Origin of the sequence: Pseudomonas sp. 9.1(2019), from assembly GCF_009910445.1 — a bacterium.
Taxonomy (GTDB): domain Bacteria; phylum Pseudomonadota; class Gammaproteobacteria; order Pseudomonadales; family Pseudomonadaceae; genus Aquipseudomonas; species Aquipseudomonas paraversuta.
On the sequence record NZ_VBWF01000011.1, the window covers coordinates 134,148 to 150,847 of the forward strand.

The window sequence follows — 16,700 nt, forward strand, 5'->3', positions numbered from 1 at the left end:
CTGATGTTCATTGCCGGACAGCAGGCGCCCGCCCGGCACTTCGCGCTAGCATTGCGCCCCTTCCCCCCGGCAATCGGACATCACATGCAAAGGCTCGAAGACAACGCAGCACTGGTGATCATCGACATGCAGAAAGGCATTGATCATCCCAAGCTGGGCAGACGCAACAACCCCCAGGCCGAGTTGCGGATCGAGGCGTTACTGAGTGCATGGCGACGGTCTGCAAGGCCGGTGGTTCACGTGCGGCACATATCGCGATCAGCCGACTCGGTATTTCACCCGGGACAACCCGGCTGCGAGTTTCAGGAGGCGTTTGTGCCTCTGGCCCATGAACACGTTGTGGAAAAGAACGTCCCGGATGCCTTTACCGCCACCAGCCTTGAGCGCTGGCTGACCACCCGTTCAATTCGGCAACTGGTGATCTGCGGTGTTGTTACCAATAACTCGGTGGAGTCGACGGTGCGCTCGGGAGGCAACCTGGGCTTTGAGGTGATAGTGCCTGCGGACGCTGCTTACACGTTCGATCAAAATGATCTGACAGGCCGCCACTGGAGTGCAGAGGATATACATGCAATCTCTCTCAGCAATCTGGCAATGGACTACGCGACCATTGTCGAGACCGGGCAGATTTTAAACCTTATCTGAAGCCCCGCTGGTGTTGACGCCACTTGAAGTGCAATCCGGCCAACAGCGAGCCGGCAAGATCGCCCACCCACCCCTGGGCAGGTGCTTTTGGCTGGCTCCGGAGCAGGTGATTTCCCTGCGCGAAACCTTGCACAGCATCGACCGCCGATGCCGGCTGAAATAGTTTAGCGATGGAAAAACGATTTCCGTTCATACAGCCCATCATGGCCACTACAATGCCACCCCACAATGGACGTGATATTGGGCAGGACGATGGAATTTCGAAATAACATCAATGCGTTACGGGCACTCGCCGTTATTTCGGTGGTGCTTTTCCACTTCAAGGTTCAAGGGTTTGGTGGAGGATTTGCAGGGGTCGACGTGTTTTTTGTCATCTCGGGCTTCCTGATGACCGGAATCATTTTCACCGGTCTACAAACGCAGCGCTTCTCCCTCCTGGGGTTTTACGCATCAAGAGCGCGCCGCATCATCCCGGCCCTTTTGGCCCTGTGCATTGCACTGTTGATATTCGGCTTCGTATTTCTGCCCCTGGATGATTATCGGGATGCCATAAGGACGCTCAAAAGCAGTCTGCTTTTCAGCTCGAACTTCACATTCGCCAAAGGCGGCAGTTACTTCGACGCTCCGCTGCACGAAAACTGGCTACTGCATACCTGGTCACTGTCGGTTGAGTGGCAGTTCTATATGCTTTATCCGTTACTGCTGATGGCGCTCTACAAGTTTATGGGTGCCAAAAACACAAGAAGTACCTTGGTACTGCTGGCTTTGATCTCGTTCGCGGCCTCTGTCGTTCTGACCAGGACCAGTCCCGTATTTGCCTTTTATATGCTGCCCACCCGAGCCTGGGAGATGATCGCAGGCGGGCTGGTATTTTTGTACCCGCTGCAACTTGGCAAGCGCAGCAGTTCGATTTGCGAAGGCCTGGGCCTTATGGCCATCCTGGCCAGTGTGATGTGCTTTTCCGAGCAGGATCAGTGGCCCGGTTATTTAGCGTTGCTGCCGGTTCTCGGAACAGCGCTGGTGATTTACGGAAATACCCAGTCGGCTTTCAGTACCAACAGAGCCCTGCAATACACCGGCAAGATCTCTTACTCGGTTTACCTTTGGCATTGGCCGCTGGTGGTATTGCTCTATACCTGTGGCCTGCTGACGAGCTGGCCGTACGTGACCGGCGCAATTATTCTTTCGTTCGTGCTGGGTGCCCTGTCGTTCTATCTGGTGGAGTCACGGGCGAACAGCGCTACCTCCGCTACGAAAACCATCATCAAGTACGCCTCATATGCGCTTGGCGCAGTCGCCTTGTCAGCCGTCACGTCCTCGGTAGTAAAAGACTACCCTGGCGTCAGGTTTGCCTTTGTGGACCTGGGCCAACCTGCGTATTCCGGCACACTGTACTCGCAGGAATGCTTCCCCAACGACTATGCCGCCGCCGATTGCAAACTCGGTACGGGCGAAGTGTCGGTCATTCTGTTTGGTGACAGTCACGCTCAATCAACGGCAGCAGCGGTCCAGCTCGAGAACAAGCAAGCCGCTTTATCCTGGGCGCGCGGTGGTTGTCCGACCCTGCAAAATTTTGAAATGCGTGACAAAGAACTGCAGCGCCAATGCCAGGCGTTCAACCAGGAAAAACTGGAAGTCCTGAAGAACTCCTATAAGGGAATCCCCGTGGTGCTGTTCAGTCGGGCAGCGCTGTACTGGGACCAGAGCCGAAACAACAAGCACCGAATTTTCTTCCCTGAGGCCAAAGACCCGGATGGCTCATCTTTTGTCGAAACCTACACCGCGAAATACATCGACGTCGTCTGCTCGATCGCACAAAACCATCCGGTTTATATCGTAAAGCCGATTCCGGAAATGCCCTTCAGTGTCTATAAAGGCCTGAATCTGCACAGGCGAATATTCCAGCACACCACGGATATTTCGATCCCGCTGCATGAATATGAAAAGCGCAACAGGATTGCCATTACCGCGATCGAAACTGCAGCAAAGCGTTGCAACGCAACCGTAGTGGATCCAACCCCATATCTATGCCCTGACGGCAAATGCATGGGGTCCAGGGACGGGGTTCCGCTGTATTACGATGACAACCATCTCGTAGACGCAGGCAACGAACAGTTGAAGGGATTGTTTAAAGACGTGTTCAAAGGAATTTAGCCGCGTACAGGCTCGTGGAGGCTCGACAGGGGGGCGGAAGCAACTGAGGCTGGACTCACCCCGGAAACGACGCCAACTTGCGTTGTCGACCTGTGCGGGCCTTGGCCCGCCATGGTGGCTCTTCTCTGCGTGCCACCCTGCACCCACAAATCCCGGGCACAAAAAAGCCGGTTAATCCTGAGGATTAGACCGGCTGTTTTGGTGTTGCATATGGTGGGTCGTGTGGGATTCGAACCTACGACCAATTGGTTAAAAGCCAACTGCTCTACCAACTGAGCTAACGACCCGCTTCGTTGTGGGACGTATAATACTGATTTTTAACGAGAATTCAACACCCAGTTAAAAATAAATGCGAAATAATTCAAAAATAGCGGGTTGGGTCAGTAATTCCGGCCGCTGCAAAGCCTTCAGCACGCAGTCGGCAGCTGTCGCATTTACCGCACGCACGGCCCTGAGCGTCTGCCTGATAGCAGGAAACCGTCAGGGAGTAATCAACACCGAGCTTTACACCGGTCTGGACGATTTGCGCCTTGCTCAGGTTTTGCAGCGGAGCCTGGATGCGGAACCCGTTCCCCTCCACGCCGGCCTTGGTCGCAAGGTTTGCCATGACTTCGAATGCCTGAACAAATTCAGGACGGCAATCCGGGTAGCCCGAATAGTCCACCGCATTGACGCCGATGAAGATGTCCCGCGCTTGCAGCACTTCTGCCCAGCCCAGCGCCAACGACAGGAACACGGTGTTACGTGCTGGCACGTAGGTGACCGGGATGCCTTCGCCAAGGGTCTCTGGCACGTCAATAGAACTGTCGGTCAGAGCCGAGCCGCCAATGCCGTCCAGGTTCAGGCCGATGACTTTGTGCTCGATCGCACCCAGGTCACGGGCTACGCGCGCGGCGGCGTCGAGTTCGGAACGGTGACGCTGACCATAATCAAAGCTCATGGTGTAGCAGCTGTAGCCTTCGGCGCGCGCCATGGCCACCACAGTCGCGGAGTCAAGACCGCCAGACAGCAGGATTACGGCTCTTTTTTCGGTGACAACAGTTTGTTCGGTCATTTCAGCGCCCCGGCTCGTCGTTCCAAAGATATTTGTGCAGCTGCATTTGCAAGCGTACTGGCAGGTTATCCGCCACGATCCAGTCCGCCAGATCGCGGGCCTTCAGGTCGTGGTGACTTGGCGAGAACAAGACTTCGCCAGCTCGTCGCTCCAGGCCGTACTCGATCAGCTTGGAGACCGCCCAGTCATAGTCTTCCCGCGAGCAGATCACAAACTTGACCTGGTCATTGGGTGTCAGCAGCGCAATGTTTTCATAGAGGTTGCGATGGGACTCTTTGGAGCCCGGCGTCTTCAGGTCGAGCACCCGACTGACACGCGGGTCGACCGCAGAGATATCCAGCGCTCCGCTGGTCTCGATCGAGACCTCATAACCCGCATCACACAGTTGCTTGAGCAGAGGGATGGCATTGGGCTGCGCCAGAGGCTCCCCTCCCGTCACACAAACATAACGCGGACGAAACCCGGCCACTTGCTCAAGGATACTGTCGAGGGGACGTACGGTGCCGCCACTGAACGCGTAGGCACTGTCGCAATATTGACAGCGTAAAGGACAGCCGGTCAGGCGCACAAAAACGGTGGGCAGGCCAGCCGTTCGCGTTTCACCCTGTAAAGAGTAAAAAACTTCGGTAATTCTCAATGTGTCTTGCATATCCGCCACGGGCGTAACAGCTAAACAGGCTGTCCGCCTCCGTCAGGCACTCCAAAGAATCTGCCTGCGCAGGACTCAGAAGAGCGTATTTCATAAAAGGGCGTGGATTCTAACGAAAAAACCCGCGACAGGCGCGGGTTTCTCGATGAAAGCATTGTGTTGCTTACATGCGCTGCAGATCTCGCTGCGCCAGCTGTGCCGCCGAAGTACCAGGGTACTGGGCGATCACTTGCTGCAGAATGCCTTTTACCTTGTCGGTATGACCGAGGCGGCGCTCTACATCAGCGAGCTTGTAAAGCGAGTCCGGCACTTTGGCATGCTTGGGATACAGCTGACTGACCTTGGCAAATGCCTGGCCAGCGGCCTGCAAATCACCTTTGGCCAGATTCACTTCACCCAACCAGTACTGGGCATTGCCCGCATACTGACTGTTCGGGTATTTGCGCAGAAAGGCAGTGAACGCCAGACTGGCCTTGTCGAAGTCCTTGGCTTTGATCAGGTCGAAAGCAGCATCGTAATAGAGCTTTTCTTTCGCCGGATCGCCAGGTTCCGAACTGGCAGCGGCCTGAGAAGCAGGTGCTGCGCTGTTACCGGCGGCATTAGCACCACCGGCAGAGGAATTATCAGGAGCGGCAGCAGGAGCAACGCCGGTTCCTATTCGCCGATCAAGTTCCTGGTATCGCTCCAGGCTTTCTTGCTTCATCCGCGAAACATCATTTTGCAGAACTTCGATCACACCTTGTTGGCGGGCAATCTGCTCCTGCATTTGTTGCAACTGGTTGAACAGCTCGCCCTGTGCCGAGATAGGGGTCGAAACCCCTCCCCCGGCATAGGCGCCGCTCGCACCGTAACCCGTAGCCGGATTACTCCCCCCGCTATTGTTATAGCCAGAGTTGTCATCGACCACAGGAACCGCAGCCCATGCCGCTAGCGGCATGAGGCTGAGAGTCAGAATAGTTACAGCACGGCGGCACGTTCGCATGACGAATTACTTACGCAGTTCGACGCGACGGTTTTGAGCCCACGACTGTTCGTCGTTGCCAGTAGCGATTGGACGCTCTTTACCGTAGGACACCAGCTCCAGCTGTGCTGGAGAAACACCTTGCAGTACCAGGTAGCGTTGAACGGCTTTCGCACGACGCTCGCCCAGTGCCATGTTGTACTCACGAGTACCACGGGCGTCAGTGTTACCTTCCAGAACAACGCGAGCGCCGTTAGCTTTCAGGTCTTTAGCGTGTACGTCCAGAGCGCGCATTGCTTCTGGTTTCAGGTCCGAACTGTCGTATTCGAAGTAGAAAACAGTGATCGCGCGCAGAGCAGCTTCTTCACTCAGGGAGCCATCAACAGCGCCTGTGTTTGCGCCGTAACCAGCGTTTGGATCAACAGCAGCGCCTTCACCGGCATTGTCGCCGCCTTTGGACGAGCAACCTACAGCTACAGCCATGGCCAGTGCCAGCGCAGCGAATTTACCAAACTTCAGCATTTCCATCGTAAAACTCCTAATGAACCCCAAGTGTTATATGCAACGTAAAGCTATCACCACGTCAGTTCAGGTAAGGGGACCAGGAAGGTTCTCTGACTTCGCCTTGAGCGGTAGGAAGAGGGAGCCTTACGCGTCCGTTAATGGACACGAGCATCAAGACTCCCCGGCCCTGCTGGCGGGTGGCGTAGATTACCATGGTGCCGTTGGGTGCAACAGTAGCTGACTCATCAAGGTTGGTATCTGTGAGGATTTTCACGGTTCCACGCTGCAAATCTTGCGCTGCAACACGGAAATTAGTGAAACCGTCCTGACGATGGATCATTACCAGGGTCTTTTCGTCAGCCGAAAGCTTCGGACTGGCGTTGTAGTTCCCGATAAAAGTTACGCGCTCTGCATTACCGCTACCAACTGTGGTCTTGTAGATTTGCGGTTTACCGCCCCGGTCAGAGGTGAAATAGATGGTATTGCCATCTTTACCCCAGAACGGTTCGGTATCAATTGCCGGATTGTTGGTCACGCGAGTCAGCTGGCGCGAAGCCAGTTCCATCACGTAGATCTCGGCATTACCGTCTTTGGACAATACAAACGCCAGCTTGGAACCATCCGGCGACCAGGCAGGCGCACCGTTCAGGCCTTCAAAGTTGGTGATCTGCTCACGACGGCCGGTATCAATGTTCTGCATGAAGATACGCGGACGCTTCTGCTCGAACGATACATAAGCGATACGCTTGCCGTCCGGAGCAAAACGCGGCGACAGAATAGGCTCGCGCGACTGCAGCAGGGTAACGGCACGGGCACCATCGTAGTCCGAACGCTGCAAGGTGTAGCGGGTGTTGGTCGCACTGGCACGTTCAGCCGTTACATAAAGCAGACGTGTAGAGAATGCACCTTTAATACCGGTCAGTTTTTCAAATGACTGGTCAGAGATGTAATGCGCCATGTCCCGCAGCTGATCAGTGGTACCCGACACGCTGCCGGTCAACACTGGCTGCTCGGTCGCCACGTTGAACAAGGCATATTGAACCTGCAGGCGACCGCCCGCCGGGACAATATTACCAACCATGACGTACTGGGCGCCCAGGGCTTTCCAGTCACGGAAAATGACTTCGCTGGCCTGGGTCGGCAAGCCAATCATGTTCTGCTTTGGAATCGGCGCGTAATAACCCGAATTGCGCAGGTCATTGCCAATGATTTCAGCCATGTCGTCGGGCAGGACGGTACCGCCCTGCCAGCCGAAAGGAACAACTGCAATTGGCGTTGCCCGGTCGCTACCACTGGTAACCAGAATGTTCTTTTCATCTGCTACCGCCATCCCTGCCACGCAGCAGACGATGACTAGCAGTCCTCGAAAAAATTTAATCACAAGGCTAGATCCTCAGGTGTGAATGTCATCTTGAATGATCGGTAAGGATTAAAATCGCTGGGCTTCATGCCCTGCATTTCCGTTAAACGGCCAATATTCTTGACCGCTGCCACAGCCGAGCTATCAAACGGGCCATCACCACTGGACTTGGCAACCGTCACCGACGTTACCGTGCCATCTGGCAACATGCCAATTTGCAGTACCACTGTCATATTCTTGCGGGCCGAAGGTGGACGAGCCCAGCCTTCTGCTGCTCGAGCACGAATCAAGTCATCGAAACTGCCGGCGACCTCATCGCCCTGCTCATCAGCCAGGGCTTGCTGGCGTTGTGGCGTATCGGAAAGCAAATCAGCCAGTGCTTGCGCCTTTTTGTCTTCGGTCGATTTACGCGCTGCTTCTACGGCCTTTTTCTTGGCAGCATCGGCAGCCGCCTTTTTCTTCGCATCTTCGGCGGTTTTCTTCTTCGCCTCGTCTGCTACGGCCTTTTTCTTGGCATCTTCAGCAGCTTTCTTCTTCGCATCTTCGGCCGCTTTTTTCTTCGCGTCTTCAGCGGCCTGTTTCTTGGCCTCTTCTTGCGCAGCCTTCTTGGCCTCTTCCTCAGATTTCTTCTTGGCTATATCAGCCAGTTTCTTCTCTTCGGCTTTTTTGGTTTCTGTAGCCTTTTTGGCATCGTCGGCTTTCTTGGCGTCATCTGCCTTCTTCGCCTCGTCTGCCTTTTTGGCTTCGCTCGCCTTGGCTTCATCAGCCTTCTTGGCATCAGCAGCTTTTTCGGCAGCCTCTTCTTTCTTTTGTTCCGCGGCTTTTACAGCCTCTTGCTCAACCTTCTTTTGTTCCATCTGTTCGACTTCGGTCTGGCGTGCGGCGGATTTCTTCGCCTCACCCGCAATCTTTTGATTGGTCTGGGTGGTCGCCTGACTTTTGGACTTCAGTTGATACAAGGTTGCCTGAACAATCGGCTTGGACGGCGGCAGTTCCGGAGTCATGGCAAAGCTGGCGAACAGCATGCCAAAAATCAGGATGTGCAGCCCTACCGCCCAGACTGTAGGCCAAAAATAGTTTTCAGAGGCGGACGGCTCCCGCTGTTCGCGCATCAGGGAGCCTCGGTTATCAGGCCAACGTTACCGACCCCGGCCTTCTGCAGGCCACCCATGGCGCCCATCACCGCGCCGTAATCCACAGTTTTGTCACCGCGGATAAAGACTTGGGTGTGCTTGCCGCCTTCGTTGCCCGCGCGGATGATTTTAGTCACTGCGTCAGTCATCTGCGGCAAGGTCATGGCCTTGTCCATCTGCTTTTCGGTGTCGACTTCACTGCCAAGGTTCCAGAAATAGGTCTTGTCAGCCTTGATCGAAATGGTCAGAACCTGAGTGTTGTTGTCCTGCGGCAAAGCCTCGCTGGAGACCTTGGGCAAATCAACCTTCACACCCTGGTTGAGCATCGGTGCGGTCACCATGAAGATGACCAGCAGTACCAGCATCACGTCGATGTATGGCACTACGTTCATCTCGGCAACCGGCTTGCGCTTTTTGCGCGCTCGAGCGATTAAAGCCATTGGAAATTACCTGCTTATTCTTCGCTGGTGTGCACTTTGCGGTGCAGGATCGCCTGGAACTCATCGGCGAAGGTGTAGTAGCGGCTAATCAAGGTTTCGCTACGTGCAGCAAAACGGTTGTAAGCGATAACTGCCGGGATCGCAGCGAACAGACCAATCGCCGTGGCAACCAGTGCTTCGGCAATGCCCGGGGCAACAGTCGCCAGAGTCGCTTGCTGGGCAGTGGCCAGACCCCGGAAGGAGTTCATGATGCCCCAGACCGTACCGAACAAACCGATGTACGGGCTGACAGAACCCACGGTTGCCAGGAACGGCAGGCTTTGCTCAAGCTTCTCTTCTTCACGGGAGATGGCTACACGCATGGCACGTGCAACACCTTCCATAACGGCTTCCGGATCAACACCCGACTGCTGGCGCAGACGAGAGAACTCTTTGAAGCCGGCACGGAAAATCTGCTCGACTCCGGAGTCCGGGTCCGGGTTGCTACCCGCCTGACGATACAGCTTCGACAAGTCGATACCGGACCAGAAACGCTCTTCAAAGCTTTCCAGGGCACGTCGACCGGCGCGCAGCATGGTGCTGCGCTGAAAAATCATGACCCATGAGGTAACCGATGCGGCCAGCAGGATCAACATTACCAACTGCACAACAATGCTGGCATTGCTGACCAAGCTCCACATGGAGGAATGGTCGACGACGTTAGCTTCCACGCTTTATCTCCTGCTCTAAATGTTTACCCGCGCCGCTCACGTCGGCAAAGGCCGTACGTAAAGCTTCGGGAATGGCCCGGGGTTTAAAACTATCGGCGCGCACACAGGCCACCAAAAACTGCCCCTCACAGAGCAGTGTTGCATCTGTCGCCCGCCAGACCTGCTGCTTGAAACGCAGGCTTGCACGGTTGAGCTCTGTCACTTGCGCACTAACCAACAGTTCATCGTCCAGTCGCGCCGGAGCGTGGTAACGCGCCTCGCTGGAATGCACGACAAATAACAGGTTCTCCCCCACCAGCTCGGACTGGGAAAAACCCAGCTCCCGCAGCCTTTCGGTTCGAGCCCGCTCCATAAACTTTAGATAATTTACGTAATACACGACGCCACCCGCATCGGTGTCTTCGTAATAAACGCGACAGCGATGTGCGAACGGCTCAAGCCTGTTTTGCGCGCGCATACTCTAGTGCTTACTCCTCAGGTTGCCAATCCGCCAATCGACTGTTTTTTCATTCTTCCCGGACTTTAAGACCCGGGATTTTCAGCGCCAGCCCTTGAGACAGCAAAAACGCCGAAAAAATCGACTGCCGACCGCTTATTAATCATCTAAAGCATTCAAAAACTCGTCTACGACCGGCATTTCGCCCAGGCGCGACGGAATGTTCAGTCCGAAGTGCAAATACGCGTGCCGGGTCACAACGCGACCACGGGGCGTGCGCATGATATAGCCCTGCTGGATCAAATACGGCTCCAGCACATCTTCGATCGTATGGCGTTCTTCACTGATTGCAGCGGCCAGACTGTCGACTCCGACCGGACCGCCGTCGAACTTCTCGATCATGGTCAACAACAGGCGCCGGTCCTGATGATCGAAACCATGCTCGTCGACATCCAGCAGATTCAACGCCAGGTCGGCCACCGGCTTGGTGATATGACCCTTGGCCCGCACCTCGGCAAAGTCCCGTACACGACGCAACAAACGGTTGGCGATGCGTGGTGTGCCACGTGCGCGCCGGGCAATTTCGTAGGCGCCTTCCGGATCGAGGGGCAGACCGAAGATTTTGGCCGAACGGCTGACAATCGTTGCCAGGTCATCCGTGCTGTAAAACTCCAGCCGCTGCACGATGCCGAACCGGTCACGCAACGGATTGGTGAGCATCCCCGCGCGGGTAGTCGCTCCCACCAGGGTGAACGGTGGCAAGTCGAGCTTGATCGAGCGTGCGGCCGGCCCTTCACCAATCATGATGTCGAGCTGGAAATCCTCCATTGCCGGGTACAGCACTTCCTCAACGATGGGCGACAAGCGATGGATCTCATCGATAAACAGCACATCGTGCGGCTCAAGGTTGGTCAGCAACGCGGCCAGATCACCCGGTCGTTCCAGCACCGGACCCGAGGTGCTTTTGATCGACACCCCCATTTCCTGGGCAATGATATTGGCCAGCGTAGTTTTACCCAGCCCGGGCGGACCGAAAATCAGGGTGTGATCCAGCGATTCCGAGCGCCCGCGGGCAGCCTGGATAAACAGCTCCATCTGCTCGCGCACCGTCGGCTGACCAATATAGTCGGCCAGGCTCAAAGGACGAATCGCCCGATCCTGAACCTCTTCGCGGTCCCGCCCGCCTGAGGCGGTTATCAAACGGTCAGCTTCAATCACTTAAATCATTCCCTTGAGGGCACGACGAATCATATCTTCACTGCTCAACGTTTTATCCTTGATCGCGGCTACCGCCTTGCTTGCTTCCTGAGGTTTATACCCCAGAGAAATCAAGGCGCTGACCGCATCGCTTTCTGCACTGGCCACCTGCAACGGCGCGTCCGGCTGGTTTGGCACCAGCGCAAACATGCTTGGCACCTGCTCCCAGGCCTTGAAACGATCCTTGAGCTCAACCAATAGTCGCTCGGCGGTTTTCTTGCCCACCCCCGGAACCTTGGTCAAGGCAGATGTGTCCTGCGCCTGCACGCAGCGCACCAACTCGTCTACCTCAAGGCTGGACATCAACGCCAAAGCCAGTTTGGGGCCGACACCGTTGAGCCGGATCAGCTCACGAAAGAAGTCACGCTCACGCTTGCCGATAAAACCATAGAGCAACTGGGCGTCTTCGCGAACCACCAGGTGGGTGTGCAAGGTCAGCGGCTCGCCTATGGATGGCAGCCGATACAGCGTGGTCATCGGCACTTCAAGCTCATAGCCCAGGCCATTTACATCAAGAATCAGGTGCGGCGGCTGTTTTTCAGCCAGAGTACCGCGCAAGCGTCCAATCACGTTTTAGATCCTTTTCTCTGGCCAGATCAATGGCTCACAACTGCAACGAGCAGGCTGCATCATTGCAGATAGAGCCCTGCCAGCAAGCTTAATTACATTAATAAACGTGTTTCAGAGCCGCAAACGCCCGCCCCGGCTACGCGCCGCACCCAGGCCGTGGGGCAACAGGCTGGAACGAGTATGTGCATGGCACAAGGCAATCGCCAGCGCATCCGACGCATCGATTTGCGGCTTGGTCGTGAGCTTGAGCAAATGCATGACCATCATCATCACCTGCTCCTTGTTGGCTCCCCCGGTACCCGCCACGGCCTGCTTGACCTGAGTGGCCGAGTACTCGGCAATCTCCAGGCTTTCTTCAGCACCCGCCACAATGGCGGCGCCCCTTGCCTGGCCCAGCTTGAGCGCCGAGTCGGCATTGCGGGCCATGAACACTTTTTCGATGCCCATGGTTACCGGCCCGTAAGTCTGAATCACCTCGCGCACTCCGCGATAGACGATCTGCAACCGCTCATGCAACTCGCCACTGCCCGTACGAATGCATCCCGACGCCACGTACACGCAACCACGCCCGGTGTCTCGCACCACGCCATAACCGGTGATTCGCGAACCAGGATCAATACCAAGAATAAGAGTCATAACGCCTACAGCTTATGAAGTGACGCCCACGGGAACATGCCCGAACAGCTTAAAGGCAGAAGCCGGAGGTGCACAGCGTAGCGATCATCGCAACGTTGCACCTCCGGCCTCAGGTTTGTAGCACGCTATCAGGCTAGCTGTTCCAGCACCGCATCAGGAATTTCGGCATTGGAATACACGTTCTGTACGTCATCCAGGTCTTCAAGCATATCGATCAGCTTGAGCACCTTCTGCGCACCGTCCAGGTCCAGCTCGGCGCTGGTGGTCGGCAACATCACAATCTCAGCGTCTGCCGGGGTGAAACCCGCGGCTTCCAGTGCGTTGCGAACCGCGTAGAAGCTTGAGAACGAAGTGAATACATCCATGGAGCCGTCTTCGTTGGTCACCACGTCGTCGGCATCCGCCTCCATCGCAGCTTCCATCAACGCATCTTCATCAATGCCCGCGGCATAGGATATCTGCCCTTTGCGCTCGAACAGATAAGCCACCGAGCCGTCAGTACCAAGATTGCCGCCACACTTGCTGAACGCATGACGCACGGCGGCTGCGGTGCGATTACGGTTATCCGTCATGCACTCAACCATCACTGCAACGCCACCCGGACCGTAGCCCTCGTAGCTCAACTCGACCATGTCGTCGGTATCGGCGGCACCGGCACCGCGAGCGACGGCACGGTCAATGATGTCACGGCTCATGTTTGCACCAAGGGCCTTGTCCAGCGCCAGACGCAGGCGCGGGTTCGAACCCGGATCAGCCCCGCCCTGACGGGCAGCGACGGTCAGTTCACGAATCCACTTGGTGAAAATCTTGCCTTTTTTGGCATCCTGACGCTCTTTGCGGTGCTTGATGTTCGCCCACTTAGAATGACCTGCCATAACGCACTCCGAATCCTTTATGAAACCTTGCCGGTCCTGACACGTGCCACGAACCGGCAATAAAAATTCTCGACCCGAATAGCAAAGGCGCATCCGGAGATGCGCCTTTGCAGGTCAGCTTTACTCAGCCTTAGGCTGTTCGCGCAAACGAATGTGCAACTCGCTCAGTGCCTTGGCATCAACTACACCAGGAGCCTGAGTCATGACGCAGGCAGCGCTCTGGGTTTTCGGGAAGGCAATGACTTCACGAATCGACTGGGCACCGGTCATCAGCATCACCAGACGATCCAGACCGAACGCCAGACCACCATGGGGTGGCGCGCCGTATTTCAGGGCGTCCAGCAGGAAGCCAAATTTCTCTTCCTGCTCGGCTTCACCGATACCCAACAGACGGAAGACCGCCTGTTGCATTTCCTTGCGGTGAATACGGATCGAACCGCCACCCAATTCGGTACCGTTGAGCACCATGTCGTAGGCACGGGACAGCGCGGTGGCCGGGTTGGCCTCCAGCTCTTCAGGCGAGCACTTGGGTGCGGTGAACGGGTGATGCAAGGCGCTGAAGCTGCCGTCGGTGTTCTCTTCGAACATCGGGAAATCGACAACCCACATCGGAGCCCACTCACAGGTCAGCAGGTTCAGATCGTTACCGACCTTGATACGCAGTGCACCCAGCGCTTCGCTAACGATCTTGGCCTTGTCGGCACCGAAGAACACGATGTCACCATCAACCGCACCGACGCGATCGAGGATCACATTGAGGTTGGCCTCAGGGATGTTCTTGACGATCGGCGATTGCAGACCTTCAACACCTTTGGCGCGCTCGTTGACCTTGATGTACGCCAGGCCACGGGCACCGTAGATGCCGACAAACTTGGTGTAGTCGTCGATCTGTTTACGCGGCATGCTCGCGCCGCCAGGAACGCGCAAGGCAGCAATACGACATTTAGGGTCGTTGGCCGGGCCGCTGAACACCTTGAATTCCACATCTTTAAGCTGATCGGCAACGTCAACCAGTTCCAGCGGGTTACGCAGGTCAGGCTTGTCGGAGCCGAAGCGGCGCATGGCCTCTTCCCAGGTCATGTGCGGGAATTCACCGAATTCCAGACCCAGCACTTCCTTGAACAGGTTGCGGATCATTTCTTCGGTCAGACCCATGATCTCGGCTTCGTTCATGAAGCTGGTTTCGATATCGATCTGAGTGAACTCAGGCTGACGGTCGGCACGCAGGTCTTCGTCACGGAAGCACTTGGCGATCTGGTAGTAGCGGTCAAAGCCGGCAACCATCAACAACTGCTTGAACAGCTGCGGCGATTGCGGCAGAGCAAAGAAGGAGCCGGCGTGGGTACGGCTTGGCACCAGATAGTCACGCGCGCCTTCCGGTGTGGCACGGGTCAGGATCGGTGTTTCGACGTCCAGGAAGCCGTTCTCGTCCAGGAAGCGACGGATGCTGGTGGTCATGCGCGAGCGCAGACGCAACTTCTCGAGCATTTCCGGGCGACGCAGATCGATAAAGCGATAGCGCAGACGGGTTTCTTCGCCGACGTCGGAGAATTCGTTGAGCGGGAACGGCGGGGTTTCCGCTTCGTTCAAGACTTCCAGCTCGTAGCCCAGTACTTCGATCATGCCCGAAGCCATGTTGGCGTTGCCGGCACCGGCCGGACGCAAGCGCACCTTGCCGGTGACCTTGACCACGTACTCGCTGCGCACACGGTCTGCGGCGGCGAAGGTCTCGGCGCGATCCGGGTCAAACACCACCTGGGCCAGACCATCACGATCACGGATATCGAGGAAAATCACCCCACCGTGGTCACGGCGACGATGGACCCATCCGCAAAGGGTAATTTCCTGGCCTTCCAGGCTTTCGTTCAGTTGGCCGCAATAATGGCTGCGCATCATGGTAGTGGTTTCACTTCTCGTAATTCGAAATTCGGTGGAGGTCTTGCGCACCGTCAGTGCTGGTAACAATGCAAGAGCCCGCTTGTGTTCAGACTGCTTTGGTTCAGCCTCAGTCGGATTTGTCGCCGCCTGCCAGATTCTTTTTCGAGCCTGTCTTGAAGTCTGTTTCATACCAGCCGGTGCCGCTAAGGCGGAAGCCTGGCATGGACAGCATTTTCTTCAGCTCAGGGGCCTGACAGGCAGGACAATCAACCAGTGGCGAGTCACTGATCTTTTGAATGGCTTCCAGTTGATGACCACAGGAAGCGCACTGGTAATCGTACATGGGCATTGGCGTGTCTCGACAATCCGTTAGCGGCAACCCATAAGGAGGGTTACGCAGCAAAGCGCGAGATTATATCTGGTAAATCGAGCCATTGCAGCCGCATGAACAGCCATAAGACCTTAAAGGCACCATGATTCGCAAAAGATTACAAGCCACCGAACAAACTGCTCCGGCGCCACACCCCGAATCGCCCGGCAAACCGGTATTTTTCGGCAGCTTCGGGAGAAGCTCTCCGAGCCTGGGTACATGCCAACCCAATGAGGCAGTCAACGTCTTGCACCCTCCACGCCCCACTATCAACTTCCCGATCAATGCAAGAACGCCGGGCATTTATCAAACAACGGTTCTTACCCTCAATATAAAACCCCACCTGCTGATATATATCGGCAAACCGGCGACAGTCCTCCAGCCAGGCCAAACTGGAAAGGGTCCTGGGCAAGTTCTTTGCAAAATCAAAAAATACAAACATCCATCCCGCCCTGCGCCCTGCACTTCTGCGCCAACATCAATCAACATCCAGCACAATCAAAGGTGGTTTTTTTGAAACAACCCCTTATGAAACACAGACCGCAAGCCTCTCAAGTCGGCATGCGCGCCCCGGGCCCGACCAAAGAACATGAACCCCTGAGCAAACTAACCGGGAACGTCCATGCTAAAGCCTTCGCACCCATCCAGAACAGTTAAGGAAAATACAATGCCCCCACTCAACGTCTGGTACTTCAGCGTTAAAAAATACCCGCCCGCAGCGACAACTGACACTTTATGCATGATCAAAAAAACACAAAACCGCACTCATCCAGATCATGCTCGACACTCAAGCACCGCCTTTTAAATCACATACTACAAGCCCCCTATCACTCATAGTTTAAATACGAGCCAGCACGACACTTTCAGTACTTGAGCAACCCATTATTTTTGTCAATTCATAGCAGATTATAAATACAACTCCTTCCAGGGCTCTGCCCCCTGGAAATATGACCAACGGTCATGCCTGTACCAACATCGGCATAGGATGCTGTAACCAGCCACAATCACCCGACGCCAGCAGATGCCGCCTGAAATGGGCTGCACACCTCTAGAACAAGGCTCTACCAC

At 55.7% G+C, this 16,700-nt stretch carries 18 protein-coding genes and 1 tRNA gene; 2 read left to right on the forward strand and 17 right to left on the reverse strand.

What is annotated here, in order from left to right; all coding sequences use genetic code 11:
- The first annotated feature begins 84 nt into the window (after positions 1–84).
- Positions 85–645: a cysteine hydrolase family protein gene (locus FEZ21_RS19515; RefSeq protein ID WP_003441268.1), complete on the forward strand. Its 561-nt coding sequence runs from the start codon at positions 85–87 to the stop codon at positions 643–645.
- Here FEZ21_RS19515 and FEZ21_RS19520 read toward each other — a convergent pair.
- Positions 638–838, reverse strand: coding sequence for a hypothetical protein (locus FEZ21_RS19520; protein WP_160628253.1), 201 nt, complete (start codon positions 836–838; stop codon positions 638–640). The two genes, FEZ21_RS19515 and FEZ21_RS19520, sit on opposite strands and share 8 nt — an antisense overlap.
- 59 nt (positions 839–897) lie before the next feature.
- Between FEZ21_RS19520 and FEZ21_RS19525 the strand changes: the two genes are divergently transcribed.
- A complete protein-coding gene (locus FEZ21_RS19525; RefSeq protein ID WP_160628430.1) occupies positions 898–2,799 on the forward strand; it encodes an acyltransferase family protein in 1,902 nt (633 codons plus the stop codon).
- Between the two features lie 211 nt (positions 2,800–3,010).
- Here the strand turns inward: FEZ21_RS19525 and FEZ21_RS19530 are convergent.
- The 16 genes from FEZ21_RS19530 to FEZ21_RS19605 form a co-directional block, all read right to left on the reverse strand.
- A tRNA-Lys gene (locus tag FEZ21_RS19530) sits at positions 3,011–3,086 on the reverse strand.
- A 74-nt stretch (positions 3,087–3,160) separates the two neighbouring features.
- The gene (gene queC, locus FEZ21_RS19535; RefSeq protein WP_010655856.1) at positions 3,161–3,853 is read right to left on the reverse strand and encodes a 7-cyano-7-deazaguanine synthase QueC; all 693 of its coding nucleotides are present in this window, start codon (positions 3,851–3,853) and stop codon (positions 3,161–3,163) included.
- A 1-nt stretch (position 3,854) separates the two neighbouring features.
- Positions 3,855–4,502, reverse strand: coding sequence for a 7-carboxy-7-deazaguanine synthase QueE (gene queE, locus FEZ21_RS19540; protein WP_003441261.1), 648 nt, complete (start codon positions 4,500–4,502; stop codon positions 3,855–3,857).
- Positions 4,503–4,665: 163 nt separating this feature from the next.
- The gene (gene ybgF, locus FEZ21_RS19545) at positions 4,666–5,484 is read right to left on the reverse strand and encodes a tol-pal system protein YbgF (protein WP_029612352.1); all 819 of its coding nucleotides are present in this window, start codon (positions 5,482–5,484) and stop codon (positions 4,666–4,668) included.
- Positions 5,485–5,490: 6 nt separating this feature from the next.
- Positions 5,491–5,991, reverse strand: coding sequence for a peptidoglycan-associated lipoprotein Pal (gene pal, locus FEZ21_RS19550; RefSeq protein WP_003441254.1), 501 nt, complete (start codon positions 5,989–5,991; stop codon positions 5,491–5,493).
- Between the two features lie 55 nt (positions 5,992–6,046).
- Positions 6,047–7,297, reverse strand: coding sequence for a Tol-Pal system beta propeller repeat protein TolB (tolB, locus tag FEZ21_RS19555; protein WP_050949469.1), 1,251 nt, complete (start codon positions 7,295–7,297; stop codon positions 6,047–6,049).
- A gap of 47 nt (positions 7,298–7,344) precedes the next feature.
- Positions 7,345–8,439, reverse strand: coding sequence for a cell envelope integrity protein TolA (gene tolA / locus FEZ21_RS19560; RefSeq protein ID WP_003441249.1), 1,095 nt, complete (start codon positions 8,437–8,439; stop codon positions 7,345–7,347).
- Positions 8,439–8,891, reverse strand: a complete 453-nt coding sequence (gene tolR / locus FEZ21_RS19565) for a protein TolR (protein ID WP_162207799.1) — start codon at positions 8,889–8,891, stop codon at positions 8,439–8,441. Before tolR ends, tolA begins: the two co-directional genes overlap by 1 nt.
- A 23-nt stretch (positions 8,892–8,914) precedes the next feature.
- Positions 8,915–9,610 (reverse strand): protein TolQ, encoded by a 696-nt coding sequence (gene tolQ, locus FEZ21_RS19570; protein ID WP_003441243.1) that lies wholly within the window; start codon positions 9,608–9,610, stop codon positions 8,915–8,917.
- Positions 9,600–10,067 carry a tol-pal system-associated acyl-CoA thioesterase gene (ybgC, locus tag FEZ21_RS19575; protein WP_003441239.1) on the reverse strand — a complete coding sequence of 156 codons (468 nt, stop codon included), beginning with the start codon at positions 10,065–10,067 and terminating at the stop codon, positions 9,600–9,602. The genes tolQ and ybgC overlap by 11 nt, the downstream gene beginning before the upstream one ends.
- A gap of 138 nt (positions 10,068–10,205) precedes the next feature.
- Complete coding sequence (gene ruvB / locus FEZ21_RS19580) at positions 10,206–11,264, reverse strand: Holliday junction branch migration DNA helicase RuvB (protein WP_003441236.1); 1,059 nt, start codon at positions 11,262–11,264, stop codon at positions 10,206–10,208.
- Positions 11,265–11,873, reverse strand: coding sequence for a Holliday junction branch migration protein RuvA (gene ruvA / locus FEZ21_RS19585; RefSeq protein ID WP_003441233.1), 609 nt, complete (start codon positions 11,871–11,873; stop codon positions 11,265–11,267).
- A 111-nt stretch (positions 11,874–11,984) separates the two neighbouring features.
- Positions 11,985–12,509 (reverse strand): crossover junction endodeoxyribonuclease RuvC, encoded by a 525-nt coding sequence (gene ruvC / locus FEZ21_RS19590; protein WP_003441230.1) that lies wholly within the window; start codon positions 12,507–12,509, stop codon positions 11,985–11,987.
- A 128-nt stretch (positions 12,510–12,637) separates the two neighbouring features.
- Complete coding sequence (locus FEZ21_RS19595; RefSeq protein WP_127196578.1) at positions 12,638–13,384, reverse strand: YebC/PmpR family DNA-binding transcriptional regulator; 747 nt, start codon at positions 13,382–13,384, stop codon at positions 12,638–12,640.
- A gap of 120 nt (positions 13,385–13,504) precedes the next feature.
- Positions 13,505–15,280, reverse strand: a complete 1,776-nt coding sequence (gene aspS, locus FEZ21_RS19600) for an aspartate--tRNA ligase (RefSeq protein WP_029612355.1) — start codon at positions 15,278–15,280, stop codon at positions 13,505–13,507.
- Between the two features lie 109 nt (positions 15,281–15,389).
- Positions 15,390–15,611 (reverse strand): FmdB family zinc ribbon protein, encoded by a 222-nt coding sequence (locus FEZ21_RS19605; RefSeq protein WP_003441220.1) that lies wholly within the window; start codon positions 15,609–15,611, stop codon positions 15,390–15,392.
- Between the last annotated feature and the right edge of the window lie 1,089 nt (positions 15,612–16,700).